Origin of the sequence: Streptomyces silvisoli, assembly GCF_029269905.1 — a bacterium.
GTDB classification, from domain to species: domain Bacteria; phylum Actinomycetota; class Actinomycetes; order Streptomycetales; family Streptomycetaceae; genus Streptantibioticus_A; species Streptantibioticus_A silvisoli_A.
On record NZ_JARJBC010000015.1, the window covers coordinates 1 to 25705 of the forward strand.

The following is a 25705-nucleotide window of genomic DNA, read 5'->3' on the forward strand; positions in this document are numbered from 1 at the left end:
GCTTGGCCTACTTGAGGGGGGGGCGGGGGACGGTTGTCCGCCGCGCCACCGAAAGGGGTGAACGGCCGTAACTTTCCCCCCACCCCACCGTTCCGCGCGCTAACGCGCGCCATGTGTGCGCGCACGCGTTCGGGGGGCCATCCGGGAGTCGCGATGGGTTCGACACCGCCGGACCGCGCCGGCGAACCGCCTTACCCCGGAACCACCGCCCGGCGGCCGTCCCTGCGGGCTGCCGCCTCCGTGGGGTCGAGGACCGGTACGGCGGACAGCAGGCCCTTGGTGTAGGGGTGCTGCGGCGAGTCGTACACCTCGTCGGCGGTGCCGTGCTCCACCACGGCACCGCTCCGCATGACCGCGACCCGGTCGCTCACCTGCCGAACGACGGCCAGGTCGTGGGCGATGAAGACCAGGGACAGGCCCAGATCGCGCTGCAACTGCCCCAGCAACTCGACCACTTGCGCCTGCGTCGTCACATCGAGCGCGGAGACCGGCTCGTCGCAGACGATCAGCCGGGGCTCCGGGGCGAGGGCGCGGGCGATGCCGACCCGCTGCCGCTGACCGCCGGAGAACTCGTGCGGATAGCGGTGGTACCAGTCGGGGTCGAGCCCCACCCGCTCCAGCAGTTCGCCGACCCGCGTCCGGATACGCCGGTCGTCCAACTCCCCGGCGGCCCGCAGCGGATCGGCGATGGACTCTCCGATACTGCGGCGCGGATTGAGCGAGGAGGCCGGGTCCTGGAACACCATCTGCAACTCGTGCCGCAGCGGACGCAACGCCTTCTCGCCCAGCGTCCCGATGTCCCTCCCCCGGTACCGCAGTTGACCCCCGGTGGGGTCAAGCAGCCGCACCAGCATTCGCCCGAGGGTGGTCTTGCCGGAGCCCGACTCGCCGACCACGCCCAGCGTCTCGCCCGCCCGTACGGTGAGCGACACGCCGTCCACCGCGGCCACCGTGGCCCCGCGCCGCCCGAACTCCCGCCGCAGGTCGACCGCTTCGAGCAGAACGCCGCCATCCTCGGCGGTCGAACCGCCGCCGGGGTGGACGTGCACCGGAACCGGAGCGTCCACCCGCGGCACCGCCGCAAGCAGTTCCCGGGTGTACGTCTGACGCGGGGTACCCAGGACCTCGGCGACCGGGCCGCGCTCCACCGCGCGGCCGTCCTTCATCACCAGGACCTGGTCCACGCTGCCCGCGACCACTCCCAGGTCATGGGTGACCAGCAGCAGTCCGGCACCGGTATCGGCGCGCAGTTCGTGCAGCAGGTCGAGGATCTGCGCCTGGACGGTGACGTCCAGCGCGGTCGTCGGCTCGTCGGCGATCAGCAGCCGCGGCTCGCAGGCCAGTGCCATGGCGATCAGCGCGCGCTGCCGCATGCCGCCGCTGAACTCGTGCGGCCGGGACCGCGCCCGGCGTGCCGCGTCCGGGATGCCGACCCGGTCCAGCACCTCGACGGCCCGGGCCCGCGCCGCCCGTCGGGTCACCTTGCGGTGCACCCGGTAGACCTCGGCGATCTGGTCGCCGACCGGGTGGTACGGGTCGAGCGCGGAGAGCGGGTCCTGGAAGACCATGGCGGCCAACTCGCCGCGTACCCGGCGCAGTTCGGTGTCGTCGGCGTCGACCACGTCCACGCCTGCGACCCGCACCGAGCCGTGCACCCGGGCACCGGTGCCCCGGTGCAGCCCGAGCAGCCCGAAGGCCACCGTGCTCTTGCCGGAACCGGACTCTCCGACGATGCCGAGCGCCTGCCCGGGCTCCAGGGTGAAGTCCAGTCCGTCCACGGCCCGTACGAAGGAGTCCGCGACCGGGAAATCGACGGTGAGGCCGCTGACTTCGACCAGATGCTCGCTCATGTCAGCACCACCCGTCGGTCGGCCGCCGCGTAGAGCACGTCCGCGACGGCGTTGGCGAGTACCACGCTGAATCCGGTGACCAGGGTCACCCCGACGACGACCGGCAGGTCGAGGATGTTGACCGACGAGACGATCAGCTTGCCGAGGCCCGGCAGTCCGAACAGCGTCTCGGTCAGCACCGCGCTGCCGAACATGGTGCCCAGGTCCAGCGCGGACAGCGCGATCACCGGGGCGAGCGCGCCGCGCAGCGCGTGCCGGGTGACCAGCCGCCGTTCGCTGACGCCGTACGCCCGGAAGGTCCTGATGTGGTCCTCGGCGAGGGTCTCCAGCATCGAGGAGCGGGTCAGCCGGGCGTACTTGGCGGACTCGAGCAGCGCCAGGGACGTCCACGGCAACAGCAGTCCCCAGAACCACTGTTGCGGATCCTGGCTGAGCCCCACATAGGTGGGGAACGGCAGCCACTGGAGGTAGGCGCAGAACAGCAGGAGCAGCAGCAGCCCGATGATGAACACCGGCACGGCCGTTCCGGCCAGTGTCAGCGAGGTCAGCAGGCGTTCGGTGAGACGCCCGCGGCGCAGTACCGACAGCAGTCCGCTGCCGATGCCGAGCAGCAGCCAGATCACCATGGCGCCCAGCGCCAGTGACGCGGTCACCGGCAACCTGTTCAGGATCATGTCGGTGACCTGCTCGTTGGTGCGGTACGAGATCCCCAGGCAGGGCGCGTCGCAGTGCAGCACTCCCGCGCCCGCGCTGAAGTCGCGTCCCGCGAACAGCCCCTTGAGGAAGTGCGCGTACTGCAGGTAGACCGGCTCGTCGAGCCCCAACTGGCCGCGCAGCTGGTGCACTTGTACCGGGCTGCACTTCAGGCCGCAGGCCAGCTGGGCCGGGTCTCCGGGCGCGACGTAGAAGACCGCGTAGATGACCGCGGTGAGCGCGAACAGTACGGCGACCATGCCGAGGAACCGGCGGGTCAGGTATCCGGTCATGCCTCCCCCCAATTGTCCGCGTCCGCGCCCGCGCGGCGTACGGGTGCGGCCACCGTCGCCCCCTGCTGCCCGGTGGCCGCCCGTGCGTCGCTCACGTTCGCTCCCTTGGTACCGACCTTGATCCGGGAGGCCGCCCGCGGATCGAGCGCGGTGCGCACCGCGTCGCCGACGACGGTGAAGGCCAGTGTGGTGGCGAACAGCATCAGCGCGGGCAGCAGCACGTAGGCGGGGTCGGCGCGGAACCAGGTGGTGGCGGTGGAGAGCATCTGCCCCCACGAGGAGGTGGGCGGCTTGACGCCCACGCCGAGGAAGGACAGTCCGGCCTCGCTGACCACGTTGGTCGGCAGCAGCAGGGCCGCGTAGGTGATGACCGGTGCGGCGATGGACGGCAGCAGTTCGCGGCGGGCGATCCGCCAGCGCGAGGAGCCGCCGAGCCGTGCGGCGGCCACGTAGTCGAGTTCCTTGAGGGTCAGGGTCTGCGCGCGCACCACGCGGGCGGTGCCGCCCCACCCCAGCAGTCCGATGACCAGCATCAGCAGTACCGGCCGCGGGAAGCCGGAGGGCACCACGGCCATCAGCGCGATGGCGAAGACCAGCGAGGGCAGTGCGAGCATCACGTCGGTGGTGCTGCTGAGCAGTTGGTCGAGGAAGCGGTTGCCGAGGCCCGCGGCGAGACCGACGACAACGCCGATCAGCACCTGTACGACCGTCGAGCCCACCGCGACCAGCAGCGATATCTGCGCCCCGTACACCAGCCGGGCGAAGACGTCGCGACCGGTGCCGGGCTCCACCCCGAGCCAGTGGTCGGCGCTGACGCCGCCGAACGAGCCGATGGGCACACCGCCGGACGCCGAGTTGACCAGGGTGTCGTGGTACGTGGTGGGGTCCTGGCCCTCGATGGCGGTGAGCAGCGGCGCGGTCAGCGCGATCACCACCAGGGCGGCGAGCACGATGGCGCCCGCGAGGGCGGCGCGCTGCGAGCGCAGTCGCCGCCATACCTGGGACGCCCCGGCGGCCGGGGAGACCTGGGCGGTCTCCCCGGCCAACAGGCCTGCGGTGCCGCTCACTTGACCGCGACCTGCGAGACGTCGAGCACACCGGTCCAGTCACTGATCACCACGTTGCGGATGTCCTTGCCGTACAGCCGCTTGTAGACCGGGTGGAACAGCGGGACGACCAGTGCCTGCCGGCCGATCCTCTGGTCCAGCGCGCCCCACTGCTTGGCGGCGGTGGCATGGTCGGTGATCTTGTTGATGGCGTCGATCTCGTCGTTCACCGAGGGGTCGTTGAGCTGGGCGCTGTTGAAGTTCGACCCGTTGGTGACGATCTGCCGGCCGTCGAAGATCGGCGCGAGGAACGGCCCGCCGGACGGCCAGTCGGCGCCCCAACCGCTGAGGAAGAAGCCGGGTTCGCTGCTGACCGAGGTGACGGCCTGCCGGTAGCCGCTCTGCTGGAGGGCGTTGAGCTTGACGGTGATCCCGGCCGCCTTGAGGCCGTCCTGGACGGCGGTGGCGATGTCCGGGCCGTACTGGTCCGCGTTGGAGCTGGAGTGGGTGAGGGTGACGGTCAGACCGTTGGGGTAACCGGCCTCCTTCAGCAGTTCCTTGGCCTTGGCCGGGTCACCGTTCGGCCCCGCCGGGAACGGGTCGTACGGCGTGTAGCCGAAGGTGGGCTGGTTGGGCAGGAACGTGGTGGCCGCCTCGGCGAGCGAGGAGCCGCCCGCGGCGTTGACGACCGAGGTGCGGTTGACGGCGTAGGCGATGGCCTCGCGCACCTTGGGGTTGTCGAACGGCTTCACCTTGGTGTTGAACGCCAGGTAGTTGGTGTAGCCGAAGTGCCCGGTGCCGACCCGGCCGGCCAGCTCCTTGTCATTGCCGATCTGGGCCAGCTCGGAGGGGCCGAGGTTGGTGTCGGTGGTCACGGCGGCGGCGTCCGCGCCGGAGCCGGTGGACAGCCGCTGGTTGATCACCGCGGGGTCGAGCCCGGACTGCACGTCGATGGTGTCGGGGTACGCCTTGCGCTGGTCGTCGGTCTTGGACGACCAGTACGGGTTGCGCTTGAGGACGAGGTGGGCGCCGTCGTTCTCGTTCTTGACGACCTCGTATGGTCCGGAGGAGATCGGGTGCTCGGCGTACTTCACCCCGGTGTCCTTGGCCTTGGGCACCGGCGCGAACTGGGTCGCGGTGGCCAGGTAGGGGAAGTCGCCCTCGGGCTTGTTCAGGTGGAAGACGATCGTCCTGGCGTCCGGCGTCTCGATCGAGTCCAGGCCCTTGGAGTCCTTGTACGGCCCCTGGTAGTTCTCCGCGCCGACCAGCCAGTCACGGAAGTACGGCGGGCCGCCGGAGAGTTCTGGGGCGAAGGAGCGCTCGATGCCGTACTTGATGTCGCCGGAGGTGATCGGCGAGCCGTCCTCGTACTTCAGCCCGTCCTTGAGGTGGTACGTCCACACCGTGGCGTCCTTGGACGGGGTACCGGTGTCGGTGGCCAGGTCGGGGACGACCTTGGTACCGGGGGCGCCGTTGACGCGGGCGCGGGTCGTGAGGGTGCGGAAGACCAGCGAGGGAACGTTTCCTCCACCGGAGGTGTACTCACGCGCCGGGTCGAACCTGTCCTGAGGGTCCTGGTTGAGGATGGTCAGCGTGCCGCCGCGGTGCGGTGCGGCGTCCGCTCCGGCGTCCCCGCTCTTGGGGCCGCATGCCGCGGCCCCTCCGGCCAGGGCCACGGTGACGGCCGCCGCGCCGATGCGGCGGGGTATGCGGGGACTTCTGGACATGGGAAATGGCCTCTCGCTGCCGGAGTTGGTGCATGCGGAACGCGGGCAGCGGCAAGGTCGGAACGGAACACGCACTGCGCCCGCGCGGGAATCGGCGTTCCCCGGGGACGGGGAACGGGCGGGGTCAACGACAGTGAATGTCGGACACGCAGTGCTCGGCCACGCCGATGAGCGCCAGCTTGATCGCGGCGCGCTCGGTGACATGGCTTCTGTGCATGCCCAGAAGACTGAAGTATTTCTTTGGGAATGTCAAAGCAAGGCTGATGGAAGCCCGGGATTCCTCAGTTCTCGGCGGGGAACGGCCATGGATTCGGTCGGCAGGTGCGGCCGTCCGTGCTGAGGAACTTGGTCTGCTGCATCATGACCGGCGCCAGTGCGCCCTGCTTGTCGCACTGCTCGTGGTTGTGGCCGAGCCGGTGCCCCACTTCGTGGTTGATCAGCATCTGCCGGTACATGTGCATCTTGTCGGGGCCGTAGGTGTCCGACCCCTGTGCCCAGCGATAGGCGTTGATCATCACCCGGTCGGTGGCCGCGGAGTCACAGGAGACGTTCTCGTCCAAGGTGTCGAGTCCCGACTTGGCGCACCACTTCCCGGTGGTCACCGGACTCGCCAACGTGATCACGAAATCCGGTGTTCCGGAGGAGATCCGCTCGAAAGTCCGAGTGCCGCCGTGTCCCCAACTCCGGTCGTCATTAAGGGTTTTCTGAACCGCGTCGGCGAATAGCCGCCCGTCCAACGGCAACCCCTGCTCCACGTCCACCCGGTACCGCAGCACCTGACCCCGGCCCGGCGCCGGATCGTGCCCCGGCACCGCGTCGAAGCCGCCGCCCAGCGCGAGCTTGGCGTCCAGCGGGTACCGCAGGGCCATGGCCTGGTCGTAGCCGGGCGGCGGGGTGACCCGCTGGTCGGAACGGGACGCCGCGCCGCCGTCGGCCCGCTTCCGCCCGGCGCCGCCCGGCGCCGCGTCAGCCGCGTTGTGCGGGTGGCCGCCACCGGTGAACCGTACGGCGAGCACGACGGCCAGCACGGTGGCCAGGGCGGCGACTCCGGCGGCGACGCGGCGGTTCGGTTTCCGCCCGCGCCGAGTTGACGGCCCGTCGGGTCGGCTCGGCTGCCGTGGGCCGGGCACCCGGGGAGCGGTGGGGGCGCCGGTGTCCGGTGGCGCCGCGGCGTCGGGTTCGGCGGCGCGCGCCGGGGCGCGGCCGGTCGCGCTATGGCGTCCCACGAGGGCGATCAGCTCCTGTCCAGGGGCGCGTCGTCCACCCGGTGGTCCTCCGCGAGCAGGTCGCGCAGCGCCCTGGCCACCAGCTGCGGGTGCTCCATCATCGACACATGGCCGCCGTCCGGGATGGCCAGCAGCCGGGAGTCACGGAACGCCTTCGCCGCCCGCGCGGCCATCCGGAACGACACCAGCTTGTCCCGCCCGCCGTACACCAGCAGCGTGGGCGCCAGCACCCGCTCCGCCTGCCGCCACAGCGAGTGCTGCCCGCCGAGGGTGTAGGCGTTCACCAGTCCGCGCGTGGAGCGCACCATGGCGTCCCAGAAGTACGGCAGCGCCAGCCGCCGCTCGTACTCCCGCGCGTCTTCGGCGAACTCCTCGGCGCTGATGAGCGAGGGGTCCCCGTAGCACAGCGAGATCAGCGCGTGCGTGCGACGCTGCGTCGACCAGTCCCGGGTGGCCCGGGCGTACAGCCGGGGCAGGCCGGGCACGGAGGCCAGCGCGGTGGGCCAGGCCGAGCGCTGCGGTGGGAGTTCCGGCAGCGCCGGGGAGACCAGGGTGAGGGTGCGCACCAGGTCGGGGCGCAGCGCCGCGATCCGCGTGGCGATGGTGCCGCCCATCGAGTTGCCTACCAGATGGACCGGCCCGCGTCTTTCCGACTCCAGCAGGGCGACCACGGCCCGCGCGTGGCCGTTGATCGAGTAGTCGCCGTCGTCCGGCGGCGGTGAGAAGCCGAAGCCGGGCAGGTCGACGGCCTCGCCGCCCACCTCGTCCGCCAGCAGTTCCATCAGCGCGGACCAGTTCTGCGAGGAGCCGCCGAGCCCGTGCACGAACAGCGCGGGCGCCCGCCCGTCGGCGCGCGGCGCCCGGGACCGCACGGTCAGCGACAGGCCCGGCAGCGAAACCGTCCGCAGCGTCTCGCCGTCCGCCGTCGCTCCCGCCGCCGGGACGGTCGGGGCCGGATCGGCCACTGCGGCTTCGGTCGACTCGGTCGAGGACATGGAGCAATATTACGAGCTGATCACGCCGCCCCAGACGTGACGGGACGTGTGGCAGCCCTCACACCGCCGGTGAGCGCTCTTTGGCTCGCATGCCACGCTGCGCTCGTGGGCACCCTCTCCTACGCTCGTAGCTAGGCTCCTACACGAGGTCGGTCATCGGCCGAGGAGGGTGTCATGTCGGAAGAACAGCTCACTGCCGATCTGGAGGCCAACGAGGCGGACGCCGCCGAGCAGCGGCTGGACGTTCTGGAGGACGACGAGACGGCGGCCGAGCCGGTCCCCGACGAGGCCAACGAGGCGGACGCCGCGGAACAGCACCGCCCGGTTCCCCTGGACGAAGACGACTACCGCTGACAAGACGCCCCAAAGCGGAGGGGGCCCGCGGGCTCCCGGTACGTACCAGGGGATGAGATTCTGCGTCCGCCCCAGGCGCAGTCCCGTTACCGAAAAGTACGATGTCCAGCGCATGCGCGATACGCGGCGCATGCCGGCACACACTTCGCAGGACGTCAGCGCGACTATTTGGGAGGCGGCGTGACAGCCATCGAGCAGACCGAGGCGCGCCCGCGCGGGACGCGCCTGCCGCGTCGCGCCCGACGCAACCAGTTGCTGGGTGCGGCCCAGGAGGTCTTCGTCGCCCAGGGCTACCACGCGGCGGCGATGGACGACATCGCCGAGCGTGCCGGGGTCAGCAAGCCGGTGCTCTACCAGCACTTCCCGGGCAAGCTGGAGCTCTACCTGGCCCTGCTCGACCAGCACTGCGAGGCGCTGGTGCAGGCCGTACGGGCGGCGCTCGCCTCGACCACGGACAACAAGAAGCGCGTCGAGGCGACCATGCACGCCTACTTCGCCTACGTCGAGGACGAGGGCGGCGCCTTCCGGCTGGTCTTCGAGTCCGACCTGACCAACGAACCGGCGGTCCGGGAGCGGGTGGACAAGGTGGCGCTGGACTGCGCCGAGGCGATCAGCGAGGTGATCGCCGAGGACACCGGCCTGGCCAAGGAGCAGTCGATGCTGCTGGCGGTGGGCCTCGGTGGCGTCTCGCAGGTCGTCGCCCGCTACTGGCTGTCCAGCGGCAGCCCCATCCCGCGCGACCAGGCGGTGCAGTTGCTCACCTCGCTGGCCTGGCGCGGCATCGCCGGCTTCCCGCTGCACGGTGCCGAGGGCCAGCACTGACCACCCGTTCCGGGCAGTAATGTTGGCCGCGTACAGCGCGGTTTTGTCGCGCACACCGCCAGACCATCGGAGGGAAAGCCGTGGAGGTCAAGATCGGCGTGCAGAACGCGCCGCGCGAGATCCACATCGAGAGCACGCAGACTCCCGAGGAGATCGAGAAGGCCGTGGCCGCGGCCCTGTCCGGCACCGAGAAACTGCTGGTGCTGACCGATGAGCAGGGCCGCAAGGTGCTGATTCCGGCCGACCGACTGGCCTACGTGGAGATCGGCGAGCCGTCGAAGCACCGGGTGGGCTTCGGCGCCCTCTGAGCACGCCCGCAGCCGACGCACGGCGGCCGACCCGGTGAGATGACCGGGTCGGCCGCCGTCCGTTTGGGCACCCCGCCGCCGTGGGTAGGACCGGAAGCGTCTGATTTACGACTGGATACGACGTTGTGCCGGACGTAAGGGCCCACGGGAGGACGCATGGTCTGGGAAGCACTGGGCAGCGCGATCATCGGGCTGGGCGCGGCGTGGGCCGCCCTCCGGCTGTTCCCGCGCCGCTTCCCGTCCCGTGCCCTGACCCTGGTGACCGGCGTGGTGGCGGCGCTGCTCGGCGGCGTGATCACCCGCTTCGTCGTCGGCCCCGGCAATCCGGCGGTGACCCTGCTCGCCGCGCTCGGTGTGGGCGCCGCCCTGCTCTCGCTGCTGGTCCGCGACCCCGGGCGGCGCCGATCAGCTGTGCCCAGGGCCGCCTGAGGGCCACCGCGCCGTCAGGACGCGAGCCCCAGCGCCGCCATGCGCTTGGTGTGCGCTTCGGTGATACGGGTGAACATCCGACCGACCTCGGCCAGATCGAATCCGTCGGCGACCCCGCCGACCAGCATGGTGGACAGCGCGTCCCGCTCCGCGACCACCCGCTGTGCCTGCGAGAGCGCCTCACCCATCAGGCGCCGCGCCCACAGCGCCAGTCGGCCGCCCACCCGGGGCTCGGCCTCGATGGCCGCCCGCACCTTCTCCACCGCGAAGGTGGCGTGCCCGGTGTCGTCCAGCACCGCCAGCACCAGGCCACGGGTGTCGGAGTCCAGCCGGGCGGCGACCTCGCGGTAGAAGTCGCTGGCGATCGAGTCGCCCACGTACGCCTTGACCAGGCCCTCCAGCCAGTCCGAAGGCGCGGTCTGGCGGTGGAAGCCGTCCAGCGCGGCCGCGAACGGCTCCATCGCGCCGGTCGGGTCCTCGCCGACCTCCGCGAGCCGGTTGCGCAGCCGCTCGAAGTGGCCGAACTCGGCCGACGCCATCTTCGCCAGCTCCGCCTTGTCCGCCAGGGTCGGCGCGAGCTTGGCGTCATCCGCCAGCCGCTCGAAGGCGGCCAGTTCGCCGTAGGCCAGCGCGCCCAGCAGGTCCACGACCGCGGCCCGGTACTGCGGGTCGGCGGCGGCGGTGTCCCAGTTCTGGGCGGCGATCCCGGTCGCGGTTGCGGTGCTCTCGTCAGGCGTCTCCATGGGGGGCACAATAGTCCGCCGACGGGGAGACGAAAGCCCCTGTCAGGCGCGTTCCAGCCGGGCCGCGCCGCCCGCACCCGCCCGGCCCGCCGAACATTTTCCCGAATCCAAACAAAATCCGTCCTCGGCGGCTGGGCGTTTCCGGGGTACAGTGATACAAGCCCGCCTAGTCTTCGCGGATTACGGCAGGCTTTCGCATGAATGCGGATGCCCGGTCGGTGGCCCGATCGGCTCCGAACCGACCGTCCTGCCCACCTCCCGGTGGGAGGGGCCCGCTCGCGGCACGTGTGAGGGCCGCGGTCCCGCGCTCCCGGCCGCCTACGGCCGTACGACACTCCGGCGCGGTCAGCATCCGGCAGACGGATGCTCGACCCCCCTCACAGCACAGTGCCGCGCTCATAGAAGAGGCAAGCATCCTGTCCACCACGACCTTCCGTGATCTGGGGATCCTCCCCGAAACCGCCGAGGCGCTCGAAGCCGTCGGCATCACCAATCCGTTCCCCATCCAGGAGATGACGCTCCCGGTCGCGCTGGCCGGAAACGACGTCATCGGCCAGGCCAAGACCGGTACCGGCAAGACGCTCGGGTTCGGCCTGCCGCTGCTGGAGCGGGTCACCGTCCCCGTTGACGTCGAGGCCGGGCGGGCCGCGCCCGAGGCGCTGACCGACAGCCCGCAGGCCCTGGTCGTCGTCCCCACCCGCGAACTGTGCACCCAGGTCACCAACGACCTGCTGACCGCCGGCAAGGTCCGCAACGTGCGGGTGCTGGCGATCTACGGCGGCCGGGCGTACGAGCCGCAGGTCGAGGCGCTGAAGAGCGGCGTCGACGTGGTCGTCGGCACCCCCGGCCGACTGCTTGACCTCGCGGGCCAGCGCAAGCTCGACCTGTCCGCGGTGCGCACCCTGGTACTGGACGAGGCCGACGAGATGCTCGACCTCGGCTTCCTGCCGGATGTCGAGAAGATCATGGACATGCTTCCGAAGAAGCGGCAGACCATGCTGTTCTCGGCCACCATGCCGGGTCAGGTCATCTCGCTCGCCCGCCGCTACATGTCGCAGCCCACGCACATCCGCGCCACCGCGCCGGACGACGAGGGCGCGACCGTGGCCAACATCACCCAGCACGTGTTCCGTGCGCACTCGCTGGACAAGCCCGAGCTGGTCGCCCGGGTGCTGCAGGCAGAGGGCCGCGGTCTCGCGATGATCTTCTGCCGCACCAAGCGCACCGCCGCCGACATCGCCGAGCAGCTCGCCCGCCGCGGCTTCGCCTCCGGCGCGGTCCACGGCGACCTCGGCCAGGGCGCACGCGAGCAGGCGCTGCGGGCCTTCCGCAACGGCAAGGTCGACGTGCTGGTCTGCACGGACGTGGCGGCGCGCGGCATCGACGTCGACGGCGTCACGCACGTGATCAACTACCAGACGCCCGAGGACGAGAAAACGTACCTGCACCGCATCGGCCGCACCGGCCGCGCGGGGGCGTCCGGTACCGCGCTCACCCTGGTCGACTGGGACGACATCCCGCGCTGGCAGCTGATCAACAAGGCGCTCGACCTGTCCTTCCCCGAGCCGCTGGAGACCTACTCCACCTCTCCGCACCTCTACGAGGCGCTGGGCATCCCGGAGGGTACGAAGGGCGTGCTGCCGCGCGCCGCGCGCACCCGGGCCGGTCTGGCCGCCGAGGAGATCGAGGACCTGGGCGAGACGGGTGGCCGCGGCCGTGGCCGCAAGTCCGCCCCCGCCGCCGAAACCGAGCGCCCGAAGCGCGAGCGCACCCCGCGCCAGCGCCGCCGCACCCGCAGCGGCGAGCCGGTCGTGGAGGCGGCGGAAGCGGCGGCCACGCAGGCCGCCGCTCCGGTTGCCGAGGAATCCGAGCCCCGTCCGGCCCCGCGCCGACGCCGCCGTACGCGTGGCGGCGGCGCCCTCGCGGCCACGCCGAAGGCCCCGGCCGCCGAGGTGGCGCCGAAGCCGGAGGAGGCCGCGTCGGCCGCGGTGCCCGCACCGGCCCTGGCCCCGGCCTCGGAGGAGGCGCCCCCGGCGCCGCGTCGCCGCCGCACCCGCAAGGCTGCGACCGCCGAGGTGGTGGCCGAGGAGACGGCGCCCGCCCCGCAGACGCCCGCCGAGGAGGCGCCCGCACTGCAGACGCCCGCCGAGGAGGCGGCTCCCGCCCCGCGCCGCCGCACGCGCAAGGCAGCGGCCGCCAAGGTCGAGGACGCGGCGGAAGCCGTGGTCGAGGAGGCCGCCCCGGCACCGCGTCGCACCCGCAAGAAGGCCGTCGCCGAGGCGGTCGAGCAGGCTCCGGCTGAGGCGCCCGCGGCGGAGGCGGCGACCGAGGAGGCCGCTCCGGCGCCTCGCCGCCGTACCCGCAAGGCGGCGGCCGCCGAGGTGACGGAGGCAGTCGCCGAACAGGCCGCCCCGGCACCCCGCCGCACCCGCAAGACAGCCGCCGCCAAGGCCGCCGAGACGGCCCCCGCCGAGGAAACCACCCCGGCAGCGCGCCGCACCCGCAAGGCCACCGCCAAGGCACCCGCGGCGGAGGTGGCGACCGAGGAGGCCGCTCCGGCGCCTCGCCGCCGCACCCGCAAGGCGGCGGCCGCCGAGGTGACGGAGGCAGCCGCCGAACAGGCCGCCCCGGCACCCCGCCGCACCCGCAAGACAGCCGCCGCCAAGGCCGCCGAAACGGCCCCCGCCGAGGAAACCACCCCGGCAGCGCGCCGCACCCGCAAGGCCACCACCAAGGCGCCCACGGCGGAGGTGGCGACCGAGGAGGCCGCCCCGCGCCGCCGCACCCGGAAGGCCGCCGCCAAGGCGCCCGTGGAGGCGTGACGTTGGCACGACGGTGTGCCGGTTCCCGCGCGGGAACCGGCACACCTTTTTCCGTCCCGCCGCACCCGCCCCGTAGTCTCGCCGCATGAGTCGACCGCCTCTGCTTGAGCTGCCGCGATGCGTGCGCACGTACCATCTGCCGACCTCCCGTGGGTCGTTCGCCGTGTTGGACGCGGGGGACGCCCGGCGCGGCACGGCCCTTCTCGTGCCGGGGTTCACCGGTAGCAAGGAGGACTTCAACGGTCTGCTCGGGCCACTGGCCAAGGCGGGCTGGCGAGTTGCGGCCGTCGACGGCCGGGGCCAGTACGAGACCGGTGGTCCGCGCGACGAAAGCGCCTACGCGCAGCGGGAGTTGGCGGCCGATGTGGTCGCGCAGGCCGAAGCGCTTGGCGCGGACCGGGTGCACCTGCTGGGACACTCGTTCGGCGGCCTGGTGAGCCGGGCCGCCGTACTCCTCAGCGGCGCCGGACCGTGGGCGTCGCTGACGCTGATGAGTTCGGGACCGGCCGCCATCGAGACCAGCCAGCAGCAGCGCACGAAGACGCTGCTGGACGCGCTCGCGGTGATGGACATGGAGAGCGTCTGGCAGGCCATGCGGGAACTGGACGTCCAGGAAGCCGGCCCGGCCGCCGACGCGTCGAGGCCGCGCGTCGAGCCGCCGGGGCTCGACGAGTTCCTGCACCGGCGCTGGTTGTCGAACGTCCCCGAGCAGCTGATCGCCGCCGGTCGCCAGATGACCGCCGAGCCGGACCGGGTGGCCGAACTGGCGGCGGTCGAACTGCCGAAGCTGGTCGTCTCCGGTGAGGTGGACTACGCCTGGCCCGTCCCGTGGCTGGACGAGATGGCGGAGCGACTGGGCGCCCGCCGTGAGGTGGTCGCGGGCGCCGAGCACTCCCCCAACGCGGAGCGGCCCGACGCGACCGCGGCCGTGCTCGACGCCTTCTGGGGCTCGGTCTGACCACGTCGGCAGGTCCATCGTTAGCCGGTTAAAAAATTTCGTTAGCGTAGGGAATGTTTTCCTCGGTACATTCGTTGTACCCAGATGTAACGGGCACGACATCGTGGCGAAGCAGCCGCGAACTTCAATGAGGAGTGTCCGCCAGTCAGAACCCCGTGGTCGACGCGGGACGGACGAAAGGGAGAACTCATGCGCTTCGAGATCATGCGACTCGACGACGCCAACGGCTCGGCCGTGGACAGCACCGTGGTGGACGCCGCCTCCGTCAAGACGATCGTTCAGCAGGCGGCCGCCACCGGCCAGCGCCTCTACATCCGCCCCGCGGAGTAAGTCCGGACGAACGCGCAGCGCCCCGTACACCGTGGTACGGGGCGCTTTCGCATGAAGTGGCGGTGGCTCGGATTCCGCCGCGGTGCCTCAGCTTCCGCCGTGGATGAAGCCCATCACGCCGTTGGCCACCTGCTGCACCGCGATCGCCGAGAGCAGCATGCCGGACAGCCGGGTCACCAGCACCACGCCGCCGTCCTTGATCAGCCGGATGATCGCCAGCGAGTAGCGCATCGTCAGCCAGAGCACCAGGTGCATGGCGACGATCGCCGCCCACACCGACATCTGCTGGCCCACACCGCTGGCGTGCTGCACGGCGAGGATCACCGTCACGATGGCGCCGGGCCCGGCGAGCAGCGGCATGCCCAGCGGCACCAGCGCCACGTTCACGTCCTTGGTCGCGGTCGGCTCGTCCGCCTTGCCGGTCAGCAGGTCCAGCGCGATGAGCAGCAGGAGCAGTCCACCGGAGATCCGCAGCGCGGGTACCGAGACATGCAGGTAGTCGAGGATCTGCTGGCCGCAGACGGCGAAGACCGCGATCACGCCGAAGGCGACCAGTACGGCCTGGAGCGCCATCCGGCGCTGCACCTTGGCGGCGCGGCCACCGGTGAGGGCGATGAAGATCGGGGTGATGCCGGGCGGGTCCATGATCACGAACAGCGTGACGAATACCGACCCGAAGAGGGTGAGGTCGAACATGTTCAGTGGTGCTTTCCGCGGTCGGGGGCTGTGCGGCGGCGCGGCGGGGCGCGACGGGACGCTTCGGGTACGGGGGGAAGGGAGGGCCGAGGTCAGGTAAGCGGCGCTAGATGGCGCTGATCGGAACTGCGCCGGTCGCCCGGCGGAAGATCTCCCGGTAGACCTCGGGGTCCGTGGTGTACTCGCCGAGGCGACAGGTCTTGCGGCTGCCGTGGTAGTCGCTCGACCCGGTGACCAGCAGACCCAGCTCACCGGCGAGGGCACGCAGCCGGGCGCGGGCGGGTTCGTCGTGGTCCATGTGGTCGACTTCCAGGCCGTCCAGACCGGCGGCGGCGAGTTCGGCCGTCACGCTCTCCGGCACGGTCTGGCCGCGCTTCGCGGCGGCCGGGTGCGCGAAAACGGTGACCCCGCCCGCGCCCTTGACCAGGCGGATGGCGTCGAACGGATCGAGTTCGTGCTTCTCGACGTAGGCGCGTCCGCCGTTGGCCAGCCACTCGTCGGTGAAGGCGTCGGAGACGGTGGGCACGACGCCGAGTTCCACCATCGCGGTGGCCACGTGCGGCCGTCCCACCGCGCCGTCACCGGCGATCCGGGCGACCTGCTCCCAGGTCACCGGAACCCCGAGTTCGCGCAGCTTGGCGACCATGCCCTGGGCGCGCGGCACCCGGTCGTCACGGACCAGTTCGCGCTCGCGGGCCAGCTCGGGCTCGTCGGGGTCGAAGAGGTAGGCGAGCATGTGCATGCTGACGCCGCCGATCCGGCAGGACAGTTCGGCGCCGGTGACCAGGGTGAGGGGCTTGTCCAGCGCGCGTATCGCGGCCGTCGCCTCGGCGTGCCCGCCGACGGTGTCGTGGTCGGTGAGCGCGACGACGTCAAGACCGGCCGCCGCGGCGTTGTGCACCAGCTCGGTGGGGGTGTCCGTACCGTCTGAGGCGGTGGAGTGCGTGTGCAGGTCGATGCGCACGGCGCTGCTCCTTCACTGCCTCGGTACGGGGTGCGGTCGCAGCCGACTTCAGTCGGCCAGTACCGCCTTTGAAAGCCAAGGATAACGGCGATGGCAACCCGTAAATCCGAGGAGTCCACGCAGTGGGACGGACCTCAGTCCAGCAGTCGTGGTGACAGCGCCCCGCAGGGCAGCAGGTCGATCTCCGCTCCCGCCTCCCGTAGGTCGGTCAGTATCAGCTCGTCGTACATCAACAGCCCCGACTGCTCCGGCCAGACGATCGCCCACAGCCACAGGCCGAACGCCTCGCCCGCGAAGACCGCCCGGTCGGCCGGGGCGTCCGCGACGTGCCACAGCGGCGTCGGACGACCGGCGGCCAGCACCTTGGCGTGCGGCGGCTGGTCCACCGGCATACCCGGGCCGGGATCGGGTCCGGGGATGCCCGCGTAACGGGCGCCCAGCCCGACCCCCAGTTCCTCCGCCACCAGCACCAGCTCCCCCGGGCCCCCGAGCGGCCCGGGCCCGGAGCAGGCGACGGCGGTGGCCCGGCCGCCGCTGCGGTCGTCTCCCGCGCAGGCGACCCCGGTGAACAGCCAGCCGACGGGCAGCGGCCAGGGCATCCACACCGGTACCCGCGCACGGCGCACCACGACACTGAGCGCCTCGACGCTCGGCGGCACGACAGGTTGCAGCGGGTGCACACTGCCGTGAACGTCACACTGCCATGAATCCGCGAAGAGGCCGGGCGCCCGCACCCGGCCCCCGCACTTTGGGCAACTGGGTTCGCCCCTCATAGCGCCCCACGGTCCTCTTCTTCTCGCCCCCGCGTCAAGGACGATCACCCGTCCGCAGCGAGTCACGGCGGCGAGCAAGCACCGTCAAGCGCACCGGCGGTGGTGGGCCGTCAGCGTTCGGACGCTCCGCCCTGGGAGTTCGCGGGCCTGCCCCAAGAGGATCCGCCGCGACGGCGGCCGACGGCGGCGGCGGACCGGCGGTGCAGAACCCGCCTAGTCCGTGAGCGGAACGGTGCCGCGGACCGGGTCGCGCAGGTCGGTGCCGGCGGACAGCCAGCGCTCGTGCAGCGCGGCGGCGCCGTGCACCCGCTTCCACGCGGCCTCGTTGGCGGTCATCGGGAGCAGCGGGAAGAACCGCACCGGCTCCATGGGCGGGTCGAGCGCCAGGTCCTCGACCAGGCCGCCGGACTCGGCGACCAGCACGGCGGAGAACGGCGCGCCCGGCCACAGCGGTTCGCCCACGTCCAGGGAGGCGCCCGGTGCCACCACGAGACCCTCGACCTGCGGGGAGGCGGCCAGGACGGCCAGCGGCCTGAGCACCTTGTCAGTGTCGGCGTACCCGGCCCGTACCGTCAGGACCAACTCGGCGCGCGGGCCGCGCACCGGGTCCGCGGTGACCGAGGTGGGATCGCCCATCGGCTGCCGGGACATGCCGAGGGTCGCATAACGCACCACGCCCGCCTCGGCGTCGAAGAACCGCAGCACCTCGATGCGCTCGGTGCCGAGGAAGGTCACCGCCGCCCGCGCGTCCGGTTCACCGAGCGCCGTGCGCAGCCGCGCCTCGGTCAACTCCACCACATCAGCCATGCGGCGAGCATAGATCGCTCGACAGCCGCCCCAGGGCGCGTGGTACCCGCTTGGTAGGGTTTGGGCGCCCGTCGTCCGCGAACCCGGCGGCGGAACGTGGTGCTCCCCACGGGGACCGGCCGGAGGAGGTGGGGCTGCGATGGATCCCAGTCGACCGTGCAGTACCGGCAGCCCTTCCGTACAGCGCCCGGCGTGCCCGCCGCTCAACGCGACCGCCCGCGCACTCGTTTGACGGCCGCTTCTACGCGGCCGCGTAGGAGCCCCAGATGCCGATGATCAACGGCCTGCGTTCGGCGGTACGCCCCACCGTGCCCAAGAGCGCCAGCCACGCACCGCGGAGCGCGCCCGCCGCGGCGAGCCCGGTGGTCGACTGCGCGGTGTACCTCGGTGGCCGCCGCCACACCGGGCGGCTCACCCCGCGCGAGGCGCTGGACCTGGTACGGGAGACCGGCGAGGGGTTCGTGTGGATCGGCCTGCACGAGCCGGGTGAGCGGGAACTCGCCGGAATCGCGGGCGAGTTCGGGCTGCATCCCCTGGCCGTCGAGGACGCGGTGCACGCGCATCAGCGGCCGAAGCTGGAGCGCTACGACGGAACGCTGTTCACCGTCTTCAAGACGCTGCGCCATGTCGAGCACAGCGAAGTGACCGCGGCCGGCGACATCGTGGAGACCGGCGAGGTGATGGTCTTCACCGGCCTCGATCCTCCAAGCGAACCTGGCGCAGGCGACCGTCGCGCAGAACGAGGACATGCGGAAGATCACCGCCTGGGCGGCGATCCTAGCGGTGCCGACGATGATCACCGGTGTGTACGGCATGAACTTCGAGCACATGCCGGAACTGCGCGCCCGCTACGGCTACTACGTGGTGCTCGGCGTCACCGTGCTGATCTGCGCGGCGATCCACCGCGGCTTCCGGCGCAACGGCTGGCTGTGACAGCCCTGTTCAGGCGCCCGACTCCGGCGGCAGCGGCTGGGGGCTGCGCTCGGCCCTGATGACCAGGACGAGCCCGACGAGGATCACCAGCAGCGCCGGGTAGGCGGCCACCGGCGGTAGCTGACCGAGCCACAGCGCCGCGACCAGCGCCGCGCCGGGGGTCTCCAGCAGGATCGCGGTGGAGGTGACGGAGGGGCCGAGGCCGCGTACCACCCGGTTGATCAGGGAGTGCCCGAGCAGTTGCGCGGCGACGGTCAGCGCGACCAGCTTCAGCCAGGTCTGCCCGGTGTATCCGCCGCCCAGTGACGTCCCCGACACCAGGCACACCACCAGCAGCACCACGGCCGTCGTGGTGTAGCAGACGAACGTGTACGCGGAAGTGCTGACCGTGCGCCGCACCTCGGAGCCGAGCAGCACGTAACCGGCCGCCGCGATGCCACCGGCGAGTGCCAGCGCGTCGCCCGCAAGCGCCCGGGTGGACATTGCCAGGTCCACCCCGGAGACCATCAGCACACCGGCGAACGCCAGCGCCGCCCCCGCCCACACCAGGCCGGGCTGGCGCCGCCCGCGCAGCCGGAGGATCACCGTGGTCCATATCGGGGTGGTGGTCACCAGCGCGGTGGACGAGGCCACCGACGTCATCGACAGGCTCGGCAGCCACAGGCCGAAGTGCAGCGCCAGGATCACTCCGGCCGCCATCGACAGCAGCACCGCCCGCCGGCCCATCCGCCGCAACTCCCCGCGCCCGCGCAGCAGGACGAACGGGCTGAGCACACCGACCGCCATGGCGTTGCGCCAGAAGGCGATGGCCAGCGCGGGCGCGGCGGTGGCGGCGACCAGTGGCGCGGAGAAGGAGACCCCGGATATCGCCACCGCCAGCAGCAGGAGGTCGGTCCGTCGGGCCCCGGCGGCGGTCGGGGCCGCGCCCCGCCGTACCGGAGAGCGGTCGGATGTGACTCGGGGTCCAGCGGACACGGGCGGCGGCTCCGTTCGTGGTGCGGGGTTTCGGGGCTCGCGAGGCGTCTGGCCGCGCGGAGCCGTTCCAGGTTAGGCCGCCTGCGTGAGATCCGCTGGTCAACAGCCGCGCGGGCGGCCCCCCGAGGCCGCCAGGCATACTTCTGGCATGACGCAGACGGGACAGGCCGGACAGCCGGACGAGCACCTGCTGGACCGGGCGCTGATCGAGGAGGCCGCCAAGAAGTCCGGGCTGCTCTGGGTGCGCGGCACCGAAGGCACCCTGGCGCTGTGGCACCTCTGGCACGACGGCGCCGTGTGCGTGGTCGGCGGGGGCCCGGACGAACAGCCGCTGCCGGGGCTGGTGGACGGCGGTAGGGCCACCGTGACCGTCCGCAGCAAGGACAAGGGCGGCCGACTCGTCGCCTTCGAGGCCCGGGTCAGCGAACTGGCACCGCACAGCGAGCCCTGGGAGTCGGCAGTGGAGGAACTGAAGGGCAAGCGGCTCAACGCGCCGGACGCCGACACCATGGCGGAGCGCTGGGCCCGCGAGTGCCGGGTGCTGCGGCTGGAGCCGTACGGCTCGCCCAGCGAACGGCCCGGCACCATGCCGGACGACAGCGGCGCCGCCGCCCCCGTACCCACCCCGGCGACCACCCGCCGACCGGTCCCGGCCGCACTGCCCCGGCTGCTGTTCGGCAGGCGCGGCGCCAAGCGGGCGGTCAGTAACCGCTGACCTTCCCGTAGTCCAGCACCCGGCCGCTGTCCGGTGCCCGCACGGTGAACTGCTCGCCCCAGCCGGTGAGTTGCAGCGACCCGGAGCCGCCGGAGCGCTCGTAGCGCAGCGGGTAGGGGCGACCCCTGAGCGAGACGTCCAGGGTGCCGCTGGGCGCGCTCACGGCGACGGTGGGGGTGCCGCCGACCGAGCGGTGGCCGCCGCGGGCCGGGTTGGGGCCGAGCGAGAACAGGCCGTCCAGCAGTTGCCGCTTGTCCGTGAGGCCGGACAACCGCCGGTAGGCGGGATCGCGGGTGGGCACCTTCATGTACTTGCCGCCCAGCCTGCCGGTCAGCCGGGAGTCCTTCAGGTAGAGGTCGGTGCCGATCCTCAGCAGCTCATAGGTGTCGCGGTCGGTGCTGACCCGGCCGGATCCGGCGTCCGGGGCCAGCCGCATGTCCAGCCGGTAGGTCTGGCCGCCGCTGCTGACCGAGCCGGACAGCCGCACGGTGTCGGCCCGCTCGGCGGCGCCGCGGGCCTCGGAGACTATGGCGTCGGGTGCCAGGCTGCCGACGCCGTTGGTCCCCTGGTCGGCGTCACCGCACCCCACAAGCAGCAGGCCGGCCAGCGCAACCAGGGCCGTCCGCCGGGCGGCAGTCACTTAACGCACACCTCCTATAGCGACGAATAGCGAACGCTACCGCCCACCCGTCACCCCCCACCACCCTCAACCGAGGCACCACGCGCCACTGCCCGAAACCACCCGTCACCCCCACCACCGGCAACCGAGGCCTACTCGCCAGGTCGAGCCGCCTGCTCAGGCCGTTACCCTTACCTCTGGTCATTTGATCCTTCCTTCTGGCAGAGACACGTAACGGAGGCTCGGCATGGTCGCAGGAGCCCCGCGGGTATTCATCTCTCACCTGTCGGGTGTCGCCGTCTTCGACCCCAACGGCGATCAGGTCGGTCGGGTCCGGGACGTCATCGTGATGCTCCGGGTCGGCGGACGGCCGCCCCGGGTGCTCGGGCTGGTCGTGGAAGTGGTCAGCCGACGCCGGATCTTCCTGCCCATGACCCGGGTCACCAGCCTGGAGTCCGGCCAGGTCATCACCACCGGCGTACTGAACATGCGACGTTTCGAGCAGCGCGCCGCGGAGACGCTTGTCCTGGGCGAGCTGCTGGACCGACGGGTGCGGCTGGTGGAGACCGACGAGGAGGTGACCGTCCTCGACGTGGCGATGACCCAGCTCCCGGCCCGCCGCGACTGGGAGATCGACAAGGTCTTCATCCGCCTGGGCAAGGGCGGCGCGCTGCGGCGGCGGGGGGAGGCGCGGACCGTCGAGTGGTCGGCGGTCACCGGTTTCTCCGTCGAGGAACAGGGGCAGGGCGCCGCCAACCTGCTCGCCACCTTCGAGCAGCTGCGCCCGGCCGACCTGGCCAACGTGCTGCACCATCTGTCGCCCAAGCGGCGCTCCGAGGTGGCCGCCGCGCTCGACGACGACCGGCTCGCCGACGTACTGGGCGAGCTGCCGGACGACGACCAGGTGGAGATCCTGGGCAAGCTGGCCGAGGAGCGCGCCGCCGACGTGCTGGAGGCGATGGACCCGGACGACGCCGCCGACCTGCTGTCCGAGCTGCCGGAGGCCGACCAGGAGCGGCTGCTGACTTTGATGCAGCCGCAGGACGCGGCCGACATGCGGCGGCTGATGTCGTACGAGGAGCGCACCGCGGGCGGTCTGATGACCACCGAGCCGATCGTGCTGCGCCCGGACGCCTCGGTCGCCGACGCGCTGGCCCGGGTCCGCAACAAGGACCTGACCCCGGCGCTGGCCGCGCAGGTGTACGTGTGCCGGCCACCGGACGACACGCCGACGGGCAAGTACCTGGGCGTGGTGCACTTCCAACGGCTGCTGCGCGAGCCGCCGTTCACCCTCGTCGGCTCGGTCGTGGACACCGATCTGCGCCCGCTGCCGCCGGACACCCCGCTGCCCGGGGTGACGAGCTATCTCGCGACGTACAACATGCTGGCCGCGCCGGTGGTGGACGAGAGCGGTTCGCTGCTGGGCGCGGTCACCGTGGACGACGTACTGGACCATCTGCTGCCTGACGACTGGCGTGAGGTGGCGGTCGCCAAGATGCCGCACGAGCTGACGCACGCGAGCGAAGACGGAGGAGGTCGCGCATGACCATGGAACGGACCAAGGCCTCAGGACCGGCCCGCTCCAGGGTCCGGCTGGACGTACCGCGTGAGGTGCGGATCAGCGTGCTGCCGTCGTACGACCCGGAGACCTTCGGGCGGATGTCGGAACGCGTCGCGCGCTTCCTGGGGACCGGGCGGTTCCTGATCTGGATGAGCGTGCTGCTGTTCCTGTGGGTGGTGTGGAACACCTCGGCGCCCAACGGCCTGCGGTTCGACAGCTATCCGTTCATCTTCATGAACCTGGCGCTCTCGCTGCAGGCCGCCTACGCGGCCCCGCTGATCCTGCTGGCGCAGAACCGGCAGGACGACCGGGACCGGGTCAACCTGGAGCAGGACCGCCGGCGCAACGAGCGCAGCATCGCCGACACCGAGTACCTGAGCCGGGAGATCGCGGCGCTGCGCATGAACATGGGCGAGGTCGCAACCCGCGACTGGATCCGCTCCGAGCTCCAGGACATGCTCAAGGAGCTGGAGGAACGCAGGCAGCCCGAGACCGAACGGAGTGACAAAGCCGACGGGGCACCCCGCCCGTAGTGTCACGGGGTCGCCGTACCATCAGTCGTATGGCTACCGACACGTACGGCACCCTTCCCGCCACGGACGCGGTGCGCGCCGCGCTGGCGACGGTGAACGATCCCGAGATCAACAAGCCCATCACCGATCTCGGCATGGTCAAATCCGTGGACATCGCCGAGGGCGGTCTGGTGCGGGTCGGCGTCTTCCTGACCGTCTCCGGCTGCCCGCTGCGGGACAAGATCACCAGCCTGGTGACCGACGCGGTCTCCAAGGTGCCGGGCGTCACCGGTGTCGAGGTCGAGCTGGACGTGATGAGCGACGAGCAGCGCCGTGAGCTGGCGGCGTCGTTGCGCGGCGGACAGGCCGAGCGGGAGATCCCGTTCGCCCGTCCGGGCTCGCTGACCCGGGTCTACGCGGTCGCCTCCGGCAAGGGCGGTGTCGGCAAGTCCTCGGTGACCGTCAACCTGGCCGCCGCGATGGCCGCCGACGGCCTCAAGGTGGGTGTGGTCGACGCCGACATCTACGGCCACTCGGTGCCGCGCATGCTCGGCGCGGACGGCCGGCCGACCCAGGTGGAGAACATGATCATGCCGCCGTCGGCGAACGGCGTGAAGGTCATCTCGATCGGCATGTTCACCCCCGGCAACACGCCGGTGGTCTGGCGCGGCCCGATGCTGCACCGCGCGCTCCAGCAGTTCCTGGCCGACGTCTACTGGGGCGACCTGGACGTGCTGCTGCTGGACCTGCCGCCCGGCACCGGTGACATCGCCATCTCTGTCGCGCAGTTGATCCCGAACGCCGAGATCCTGGTGGTGACGACGCCGCAGCAGGCCGCCGCCGAGGTGGCCGAGCGGGCGGGCACCATCGCGGTGCAGACCCACCAGAAGATCGTCGGCGTGATCGAGAACATGTCCGGCATGCCGTGCCCGCACTGCGGCGAACTCGTCGACGTCTTCGGCACCGGCGGCGGCCAGCGGGTCGCCGAGGGCCTGACCAAGGTCACCGGCACCAACGTCCCGGTGCTCGGCTCCATCCCGATCGACGTACGGCTGCGCGAGGGCGGCGACGACGGCCGCCCGGTGGTGCTCACCGACGCGGAGTCCCCGGCCGGGTCCGCGCTGCGCACCATCGCGGGCAAGCTCGGTGGCCGCCAGCGCGGCCTGGCCGGGATGTCCCTGGGCATCACGCCGCGCAACAAGTTCTGACCTCTCGGCCGGGCGTCACCGCCGGCGTGGGCTACCCCTCGTAGGCGGTGATGTCCGGCACCACGGCGAACGCCAGGCCGTAGGCGCTCATACCGCGCCCGTACGCGCCGATGTGCGCCGTCGAGGCCGAACCGGCCAGCACCCAGCCGTACTCCGACTCGCGGTAGTGGAACGGCGTCGGCACGCCGTCCACCGGCAGCGTCAGCGTGGACCAGGCGGAGCCGGCCAGGTCGTCCGCCAGTTCCCAGGCGATCGCCGTCTGCTGCTCCAGCCAGTCCTGCCGCAGCGACCGCTCCATCCGGTGCGGCCAGGTGTACGACAGCAGCCCGGAACCGGCCAGCCAGGCCGCCGAGTTCACCGAGGTGGCTTCCAGCACGCCGGTGCCGTCCGCGCTGCGCCGCAGCGGACGGTGCGCCAGGGTGACCACGACGGCGAACCGCTGGGCGTCCGGCGCCGGGTCCGCCATCGGCAGCGAGGACTTCAGCGTCGGCATGTCGCCGTGGCCGAGGGCGCCGTGCTCCACCGTGCCGTCCGCGCTGGTCCCCACCTGCATGAGCCAGCGCGGTCCGGCGAACGCCTGGTCCAGCCCGTACCAGGGGAAGGACGCCAGCAGATAGCCGTCCACCGGACGGCCGCCTTCGGGCCCCCTGCCGTCCACCCCCGGGTCCCGTTCACCACTTGCTGCCGTAGCCCCCGCACGACTCGTGGTCTCCACCGCGGCGCCTCCTCCACTGCCCGCACGTCTCATCGGCCGGCGCGGGGTGCGCCAGCCGATGCGCCCCACCCCTCGGGCGAATCCAAAACGAATACAAAAGTAATGGACAACCTAAGTGAGAATAGCCACTCTTAGGTGGCGATCCGGGCAGGTGGTCGACTCAGGTGGCGTCCGCGTCGAACGGCGGGTGCTCGCCGGGCCGCAGCGGTTCGCTCTTGTGGAGGCGGTCGGTGCCGTTCATCCCGGGAGCGCTCGTGGGGTCGCCGGCGGTGCGGACCGTGTGGCGTCCCTCCTGGACGGCGTCCTTGACGGTCGCCATCTCGTCCTTGAGGTCGAAGCTGTTGCGGATCTCCTTCAGCCCCAGGCTGTCGTTGTCCATGAGGTTCTTGCGGACGAACGTCTTGGGGTTGAGGTCCTCGAACTCGAAGTCCTTGAACTCCGGACCCAGCTCCTTGCGGATGTCCTCCTTGGCGCTGTCGGAGAACTCACGGAGCTTGCGGATCATCCGGCTGGCGTCCTGGATCAGTTTGGGGAGTTTGTCCGGCCCGAAAATGATCACAGCGAGGAGCATGATGGCAACAAAATCCAACGGACTTATGTTGAAGAACACCGTTGCGGCTCCTTGGGACGT

Annotated in this window: 26 protein-coding genes and 2 pseudogenes; 12 read left to right on the forward strand and 16 right to left on the reverse strand. The window is 71.6% G+C overall.

What is annotated here, in order from left to right:
* Positions 1-191: 191 nt before the first annotated feature.
* The 7 genes from P3G67_RS22460 to P3G67_RS22485 all read right to left on the reverse strand — a co-directional run bounded on the left by P3G67_RS22460 (position 192) and on the right by P3G67_RS22485 (position 7830).
* A complete protein-coding gene (locus P3G67_RS22460) occupies positions 192-1850 on the reverse strand; it encodes an ABC transporter ATP-binding protein (RefSeq protein WP_276095081.1) in 1659 nt (552 codons plus the stop codon).
* A complete protein-coding gene (locus tag P3G67_RS22465) occupies positions 1847-2836 on the reverse strand; it encodes an ABC transporter permease (protein WP_269853375.1) in 990 nt (329 codons plus the stop codon). The genes P3G67_RS22460 and P3G67_RS22465 overlap by 4 nt, the downstream gene beginning before the upstream one ends.
* The gene (locus P3G67_RS22470) at positions 2833-3903 is read right to left on the reverse strand and encodes an ABC transporter permease (protein WP_276095082.1); all 1071 of its coding nucleotides are present in this window, start codon (positions 3901-3903) and stop codon (positions 2833-2835) included. Before P3G67_RS22470 ends, P3G67_RS22465 begins: the two co-directional genes overlap by 4 nt.
* On the reverse strand, positions 3900-5609 hold the full coding sequence (locus P3G67_RS22475; RefSeq protein ID WP_276095083.1) for an ABC transporter substrate-binding protein: 1710 nt from the start codon (positions 5607-5609) through the stop codon (positions 3900-3902). The genes P3G67_RS22470 and P3G67_RS22475 overlap by 4 nt, the downstream gene beginning before the upstream one ends.
* Before the next feature lie 124 nt (positions 5610-5733).
* Complete coding sequence (locus tag P3G67_RS35855; protein ID WP_313880997.1) at positions 5734-5826, reverse strand: Ms4533A family Cys-rich leader peptide; 93 nt, start codon at positions 5824-5826, stop codon at positions 5734-5736.
* A 64-nt stretch (positions 5827-5890) separates the two neighbouring features.
* Positions 5891-6835, reverse strand: a complete 945-nt coding sequence (locus P3G67_RS22480) for a DUF3152 domain-containing protein (RefSeq protein ID WP_391858317.1) — start codon at positions 6833-6835, stop codon at positions 5891-5893.
* Positions 6836-6843: 8 nt separating this feature from the next.
* Positions 6844-7830 carry an alpha/beta fold hydrolase gene (locus P3G67_RS22485; protein ID WP_276095084.1) on the reverse strand — a complete coding sequence of 329 codons (987 nt, stop codon included), beginning with the start codon at positions 7828-7830 and terminating at the stop codon, positions 6844-6846.
* A gap of 174 nt (positions 7831-8004) precedes the next feature.
* Between P3G67_RS22485 and P3G67_RS22490 the strand changes: the two genes are divergently transcribed.
* From P3G67_RS22490 to P3G67_RS22505, 4 genes are all read left to right on the forward strand, one after another.
* Positions 8005-8184 (forward strand): hypothetical protein, encoded by a 180-nt coding sequence (locus P3G67_RS22490; RefSeq protein WP_269853380.1) that lies wholly within the window; start codon positions 8005-8007, stop codon positions 8182-8184.
* A 180-nt stretch (positions 8185-8364) separates the two neighbouring features.
* Positions 8365-9006 carry a TetR/AcrR family transcriptional regulator gene (locus tag P3G67_RS22495; RefSeq protein ID WP_255927554.1) on the forward strand — a complete coding sequence of 214 codons (642 nt, stop codon included), beginning with the start codon at positions 8365-8367 and terminating at the stop codon, positions 9004-9006.
* An 80-nt stretch (positions 9007-9086) separates the two neighbouring features.
* Positions 9087-9314, forward strand: coding sequence for a DUF3107 domain-containing protein (locus P3G67_RS22500; RefSeq protein WP_269853381.1), 228 nt, complete (start codon positions 9087-9089; stop codon positions 9312-9314).
* Positions 9315-9470: 156 nt separating this feature from the next.
* Positions 9471-9743, forward strand: a complete 273-nt coding sequence (locus P3G67_RS22505; RefSeq protein ID WP_276095085.1) for a hypothetical protein — start codon at positions 9471-9473, stop codon at positions 9741-9743.
* A 14-nt stretch (positions 9744-9757) separates the two neighbouring features.
* On the opposite strand, the gene P3G67_RS22510 is transcribed toward P3G67_RS22505, so the two are convergent.
* Positions 9758-10486, reverse strand: a complete 729-nt coding sequence (locus P3G67_RS22510; protein WP_269853383.1) for a ferritin-like fold-containing protein — start codon at positions 10484-10486, stop codon at positions 9758-9760.
* A gap of 247 nt (positions 10487-10733) precedes the next feature.
* Here P3G67_RS22510 and P3G67_RS22515 point away from each other — a divergent pair.
* The 3 genes and pseudogenes from P3G67_RS22515 (at position 10734) to P3G67_RS22525 (ending at position 14596) form a co-directional block, all read left to right on the forward strand.
* Positions 10734-13308 (forward strand): annotated as a pseudogene (locus P3G67_RS22515) (DEAD/DEAH box helicase).
* A gap of 85 nt (positions 13309-13393) precedes the next feature.
* Positions 13394-14266: an alpha/beta fold hydrolase gene (locus P3G67_RS22520; protein ID WP_276095086.1), complete on the forward strand. Its 873-nt coding sequence runs from the start codon at positions 13394-13396 to the stop codon at positions 14264-14266.
* A 189-nt stretch (positions 14267-14455) separates the two neighbouring features.
* Positions 14456-14596: a hypothetical protein gene (locus tag P3G67_RS22525; protein ID WP_269853385.1), complete on the forward strand. Its 141-nt coding sequence runs from the start codon at positions 14456-14458 to the stop codon at positions 14594-14596.
* A gap of 87 nt (positions 14597-14683) precedes the next feature.
* Here P3G67_RS22525 and P3G67_RS22530 read toward each other — a convergent pair whose 3' ends face one another.
* The 4 genes from P3G67_RS22530 to P3G67_RS22545 all read right to left on the reverse strand — a co-directional run bounded on the left by P3G67_RS22530 (position 14684) and on the right by P3G67_RS22545 (position 17836).
* Positions 14684-15292 (reverse strand): MarC family protein, encoded by a 609-nt coding sequence (locus P3G67_RS22530; RefSeq protein ID WP_276095087.1) that lies wholly within the window; start codon positions 15290-15292, stop codon positions 14684-14686.
* Positions 15293-15398: 106 nt separating this feature from the next.
* Positions 15399-16256: a PHP domain-containing protein gene (locus P3G67_RS22535; protein ID WP_276095088.1), complete on the reverse strand. Its 858-nt coding sequence runs from the start codon at positions 16254-16256 to the stop codon at positions 15399-15401.
* A gap of 134 nt (positions 16257-16390) precedes the next feature.
* Complete coding sequence (locus P3G67_RS22540) at positions 16391-17029, reverse strand: DUF6758 family protein (protein WP_269853388.1); 639 nt, start codon at positions 17027-17029, stop codon at positions 16391-16393.
* 213 nt (positions 17030-17242) lie between these two features.
* Complete coding sequence (locus tag P3G67_RS22545) at positions 17243-17836, reverse strand: suppressor of fused domain protein (RefSeq protein WP_276095089.1); 594 nt, start codon at positions 17834-17836, stop codon at positions 17243-17245.
* A gap of 266 nt (positions 17837-18102) precedes the next feature.
* On the opposite strand from P3G67_RS22545, the pseudogene P3G67_RS22550 reads away from it, so the two are divergent.
* Positions 18103-18769 (forward strand): annotated as a pseudogene (locus tag P3G67_RS22550) (CorA family divalent cation transporter).
* 9 nt (positions 18770-18778) lie between these two features.
* On the opposite strand, the gene P3G67_RS22555 reads toward P3G67_RS22550, so the two are convergent.
* On the reverse strand, positions 18779-19744 hold the full coding sequence (locus P3G67_RS22555; protein ID WP_391858318.1) for a DMT family transporter: 966 nt from the start codon (positions 19742-19744) through the stop codon (positions 18779-18781).
* A 148-nt stretch (positions 19745-19892) separates the two neighbouring features.
* On the opposite strand from P3G67_RS22555, the gene P3G67_RS22560 reads away from it, so the two are divergent.
* Positions 19893-20459 (forward strand): hypothetical protein, encoded by a 567-nt coding sequence (locus P3G67_RS22560; protein WP_276095090.1) that lies wholly within the window; start codon positions 19893-19895, stop codon positions 20457-20459.
* On the opposite strand, the gene P3G67_RS22565 is transcribed toward P3G67_RS22560, so the two are convergent.
* Positions 20446-21099: a hypothetical protein gene (locus P3G67_RS22565; protein ID WP_276095091.1), complete on the reverse strand. Its 654-nt coding sequence runs from the start codon at positions 21097-21099 to the stop codon at positions 20446-20448. The genes P3G67_RS22560 and P3G67_RS22565 overlap by 14 nt on opposite strands.
* 226 nt (positions 21100-21325) lie before the next feature.
* Between P3G67_RS22565 and P3G67_RS22570 the strand changes: the two genes are divergently transcribed.
* The 3 genes from P3G67_RS22570 to P3G67_RS22580 are packed head-to-tail and all read left to right on the forward strand — an operon-like array spanning position 21326 to position 24359.
* A complete protein-coding gene (locus P3G67_RS22570; RefSeq protein WP_276095092.1) occupies positions 21326-22624 on the forward strand; it encodes a magnesium transporter MgtE N-terminal domain-containing protein in 1299 nt (432 codons plus the stop codon).
* Positions 22621-23172, forward strand: coding sequence for a DUF1003 domain-containing protein (locus P3G67_RS22575; RefSeq protein ID WP_269853394.1), 552 nt, complete (start codon positions 22621-22623; stop codon positions 23170-23172). Before P3G67_RS22570 ends, P3G67_RS22575 begins: the two co-directional genes overlap by 4 nt.
* A 29-nt stretch (positions 23173-23201) precedes the next feature.
* Positions 23202-24359 (forward strand): Mrp/NBP35 family ATP-binding protein, encoded by a 1158-nt coding sequence (locus P3G67_RS22580; protein WP_276095093.1) that lies wholly within the window; start codon positions 23202-23204, stop codon positions 24357-24359.
* A gap of 31 nt (positions 24360-24390) precedes the next feature.
* Here the strand turns inward: P3G67_RS22580 and P3G67_RS22585 are convergent, their stop codons facing one another.
* Both P3G67_RS22585 and P3G67_RS22590 read right to left on the reverse strand, forming a co-directional pair.
* Positions 24391-25074 carry a hypothetical protein gene (locus P3G67_RS22585; protein ID WP_391858319.1) on the reverse strand — a complete coding sequence of 228 codons (684 nt, stop codon included), beginning with the start codon at positions 25072-25074 and terminating at the stop codon, positions 24391-24393.
* A 160-nt stretch (positions 25075-25234) separates the two neighbouring features.
* On the reverse strand, positions 25235-25684 hold the full coding sequence (locus P3G67_RS22590; protein WP_276095094.1) for a sec-independent translocase: 450 nt from the start codon (positions 25682-25684) through the stop codon (positions 25235-25237).
* Between the last annotated feature and the right edge of the window lie 21 nt (positions 25685-25705).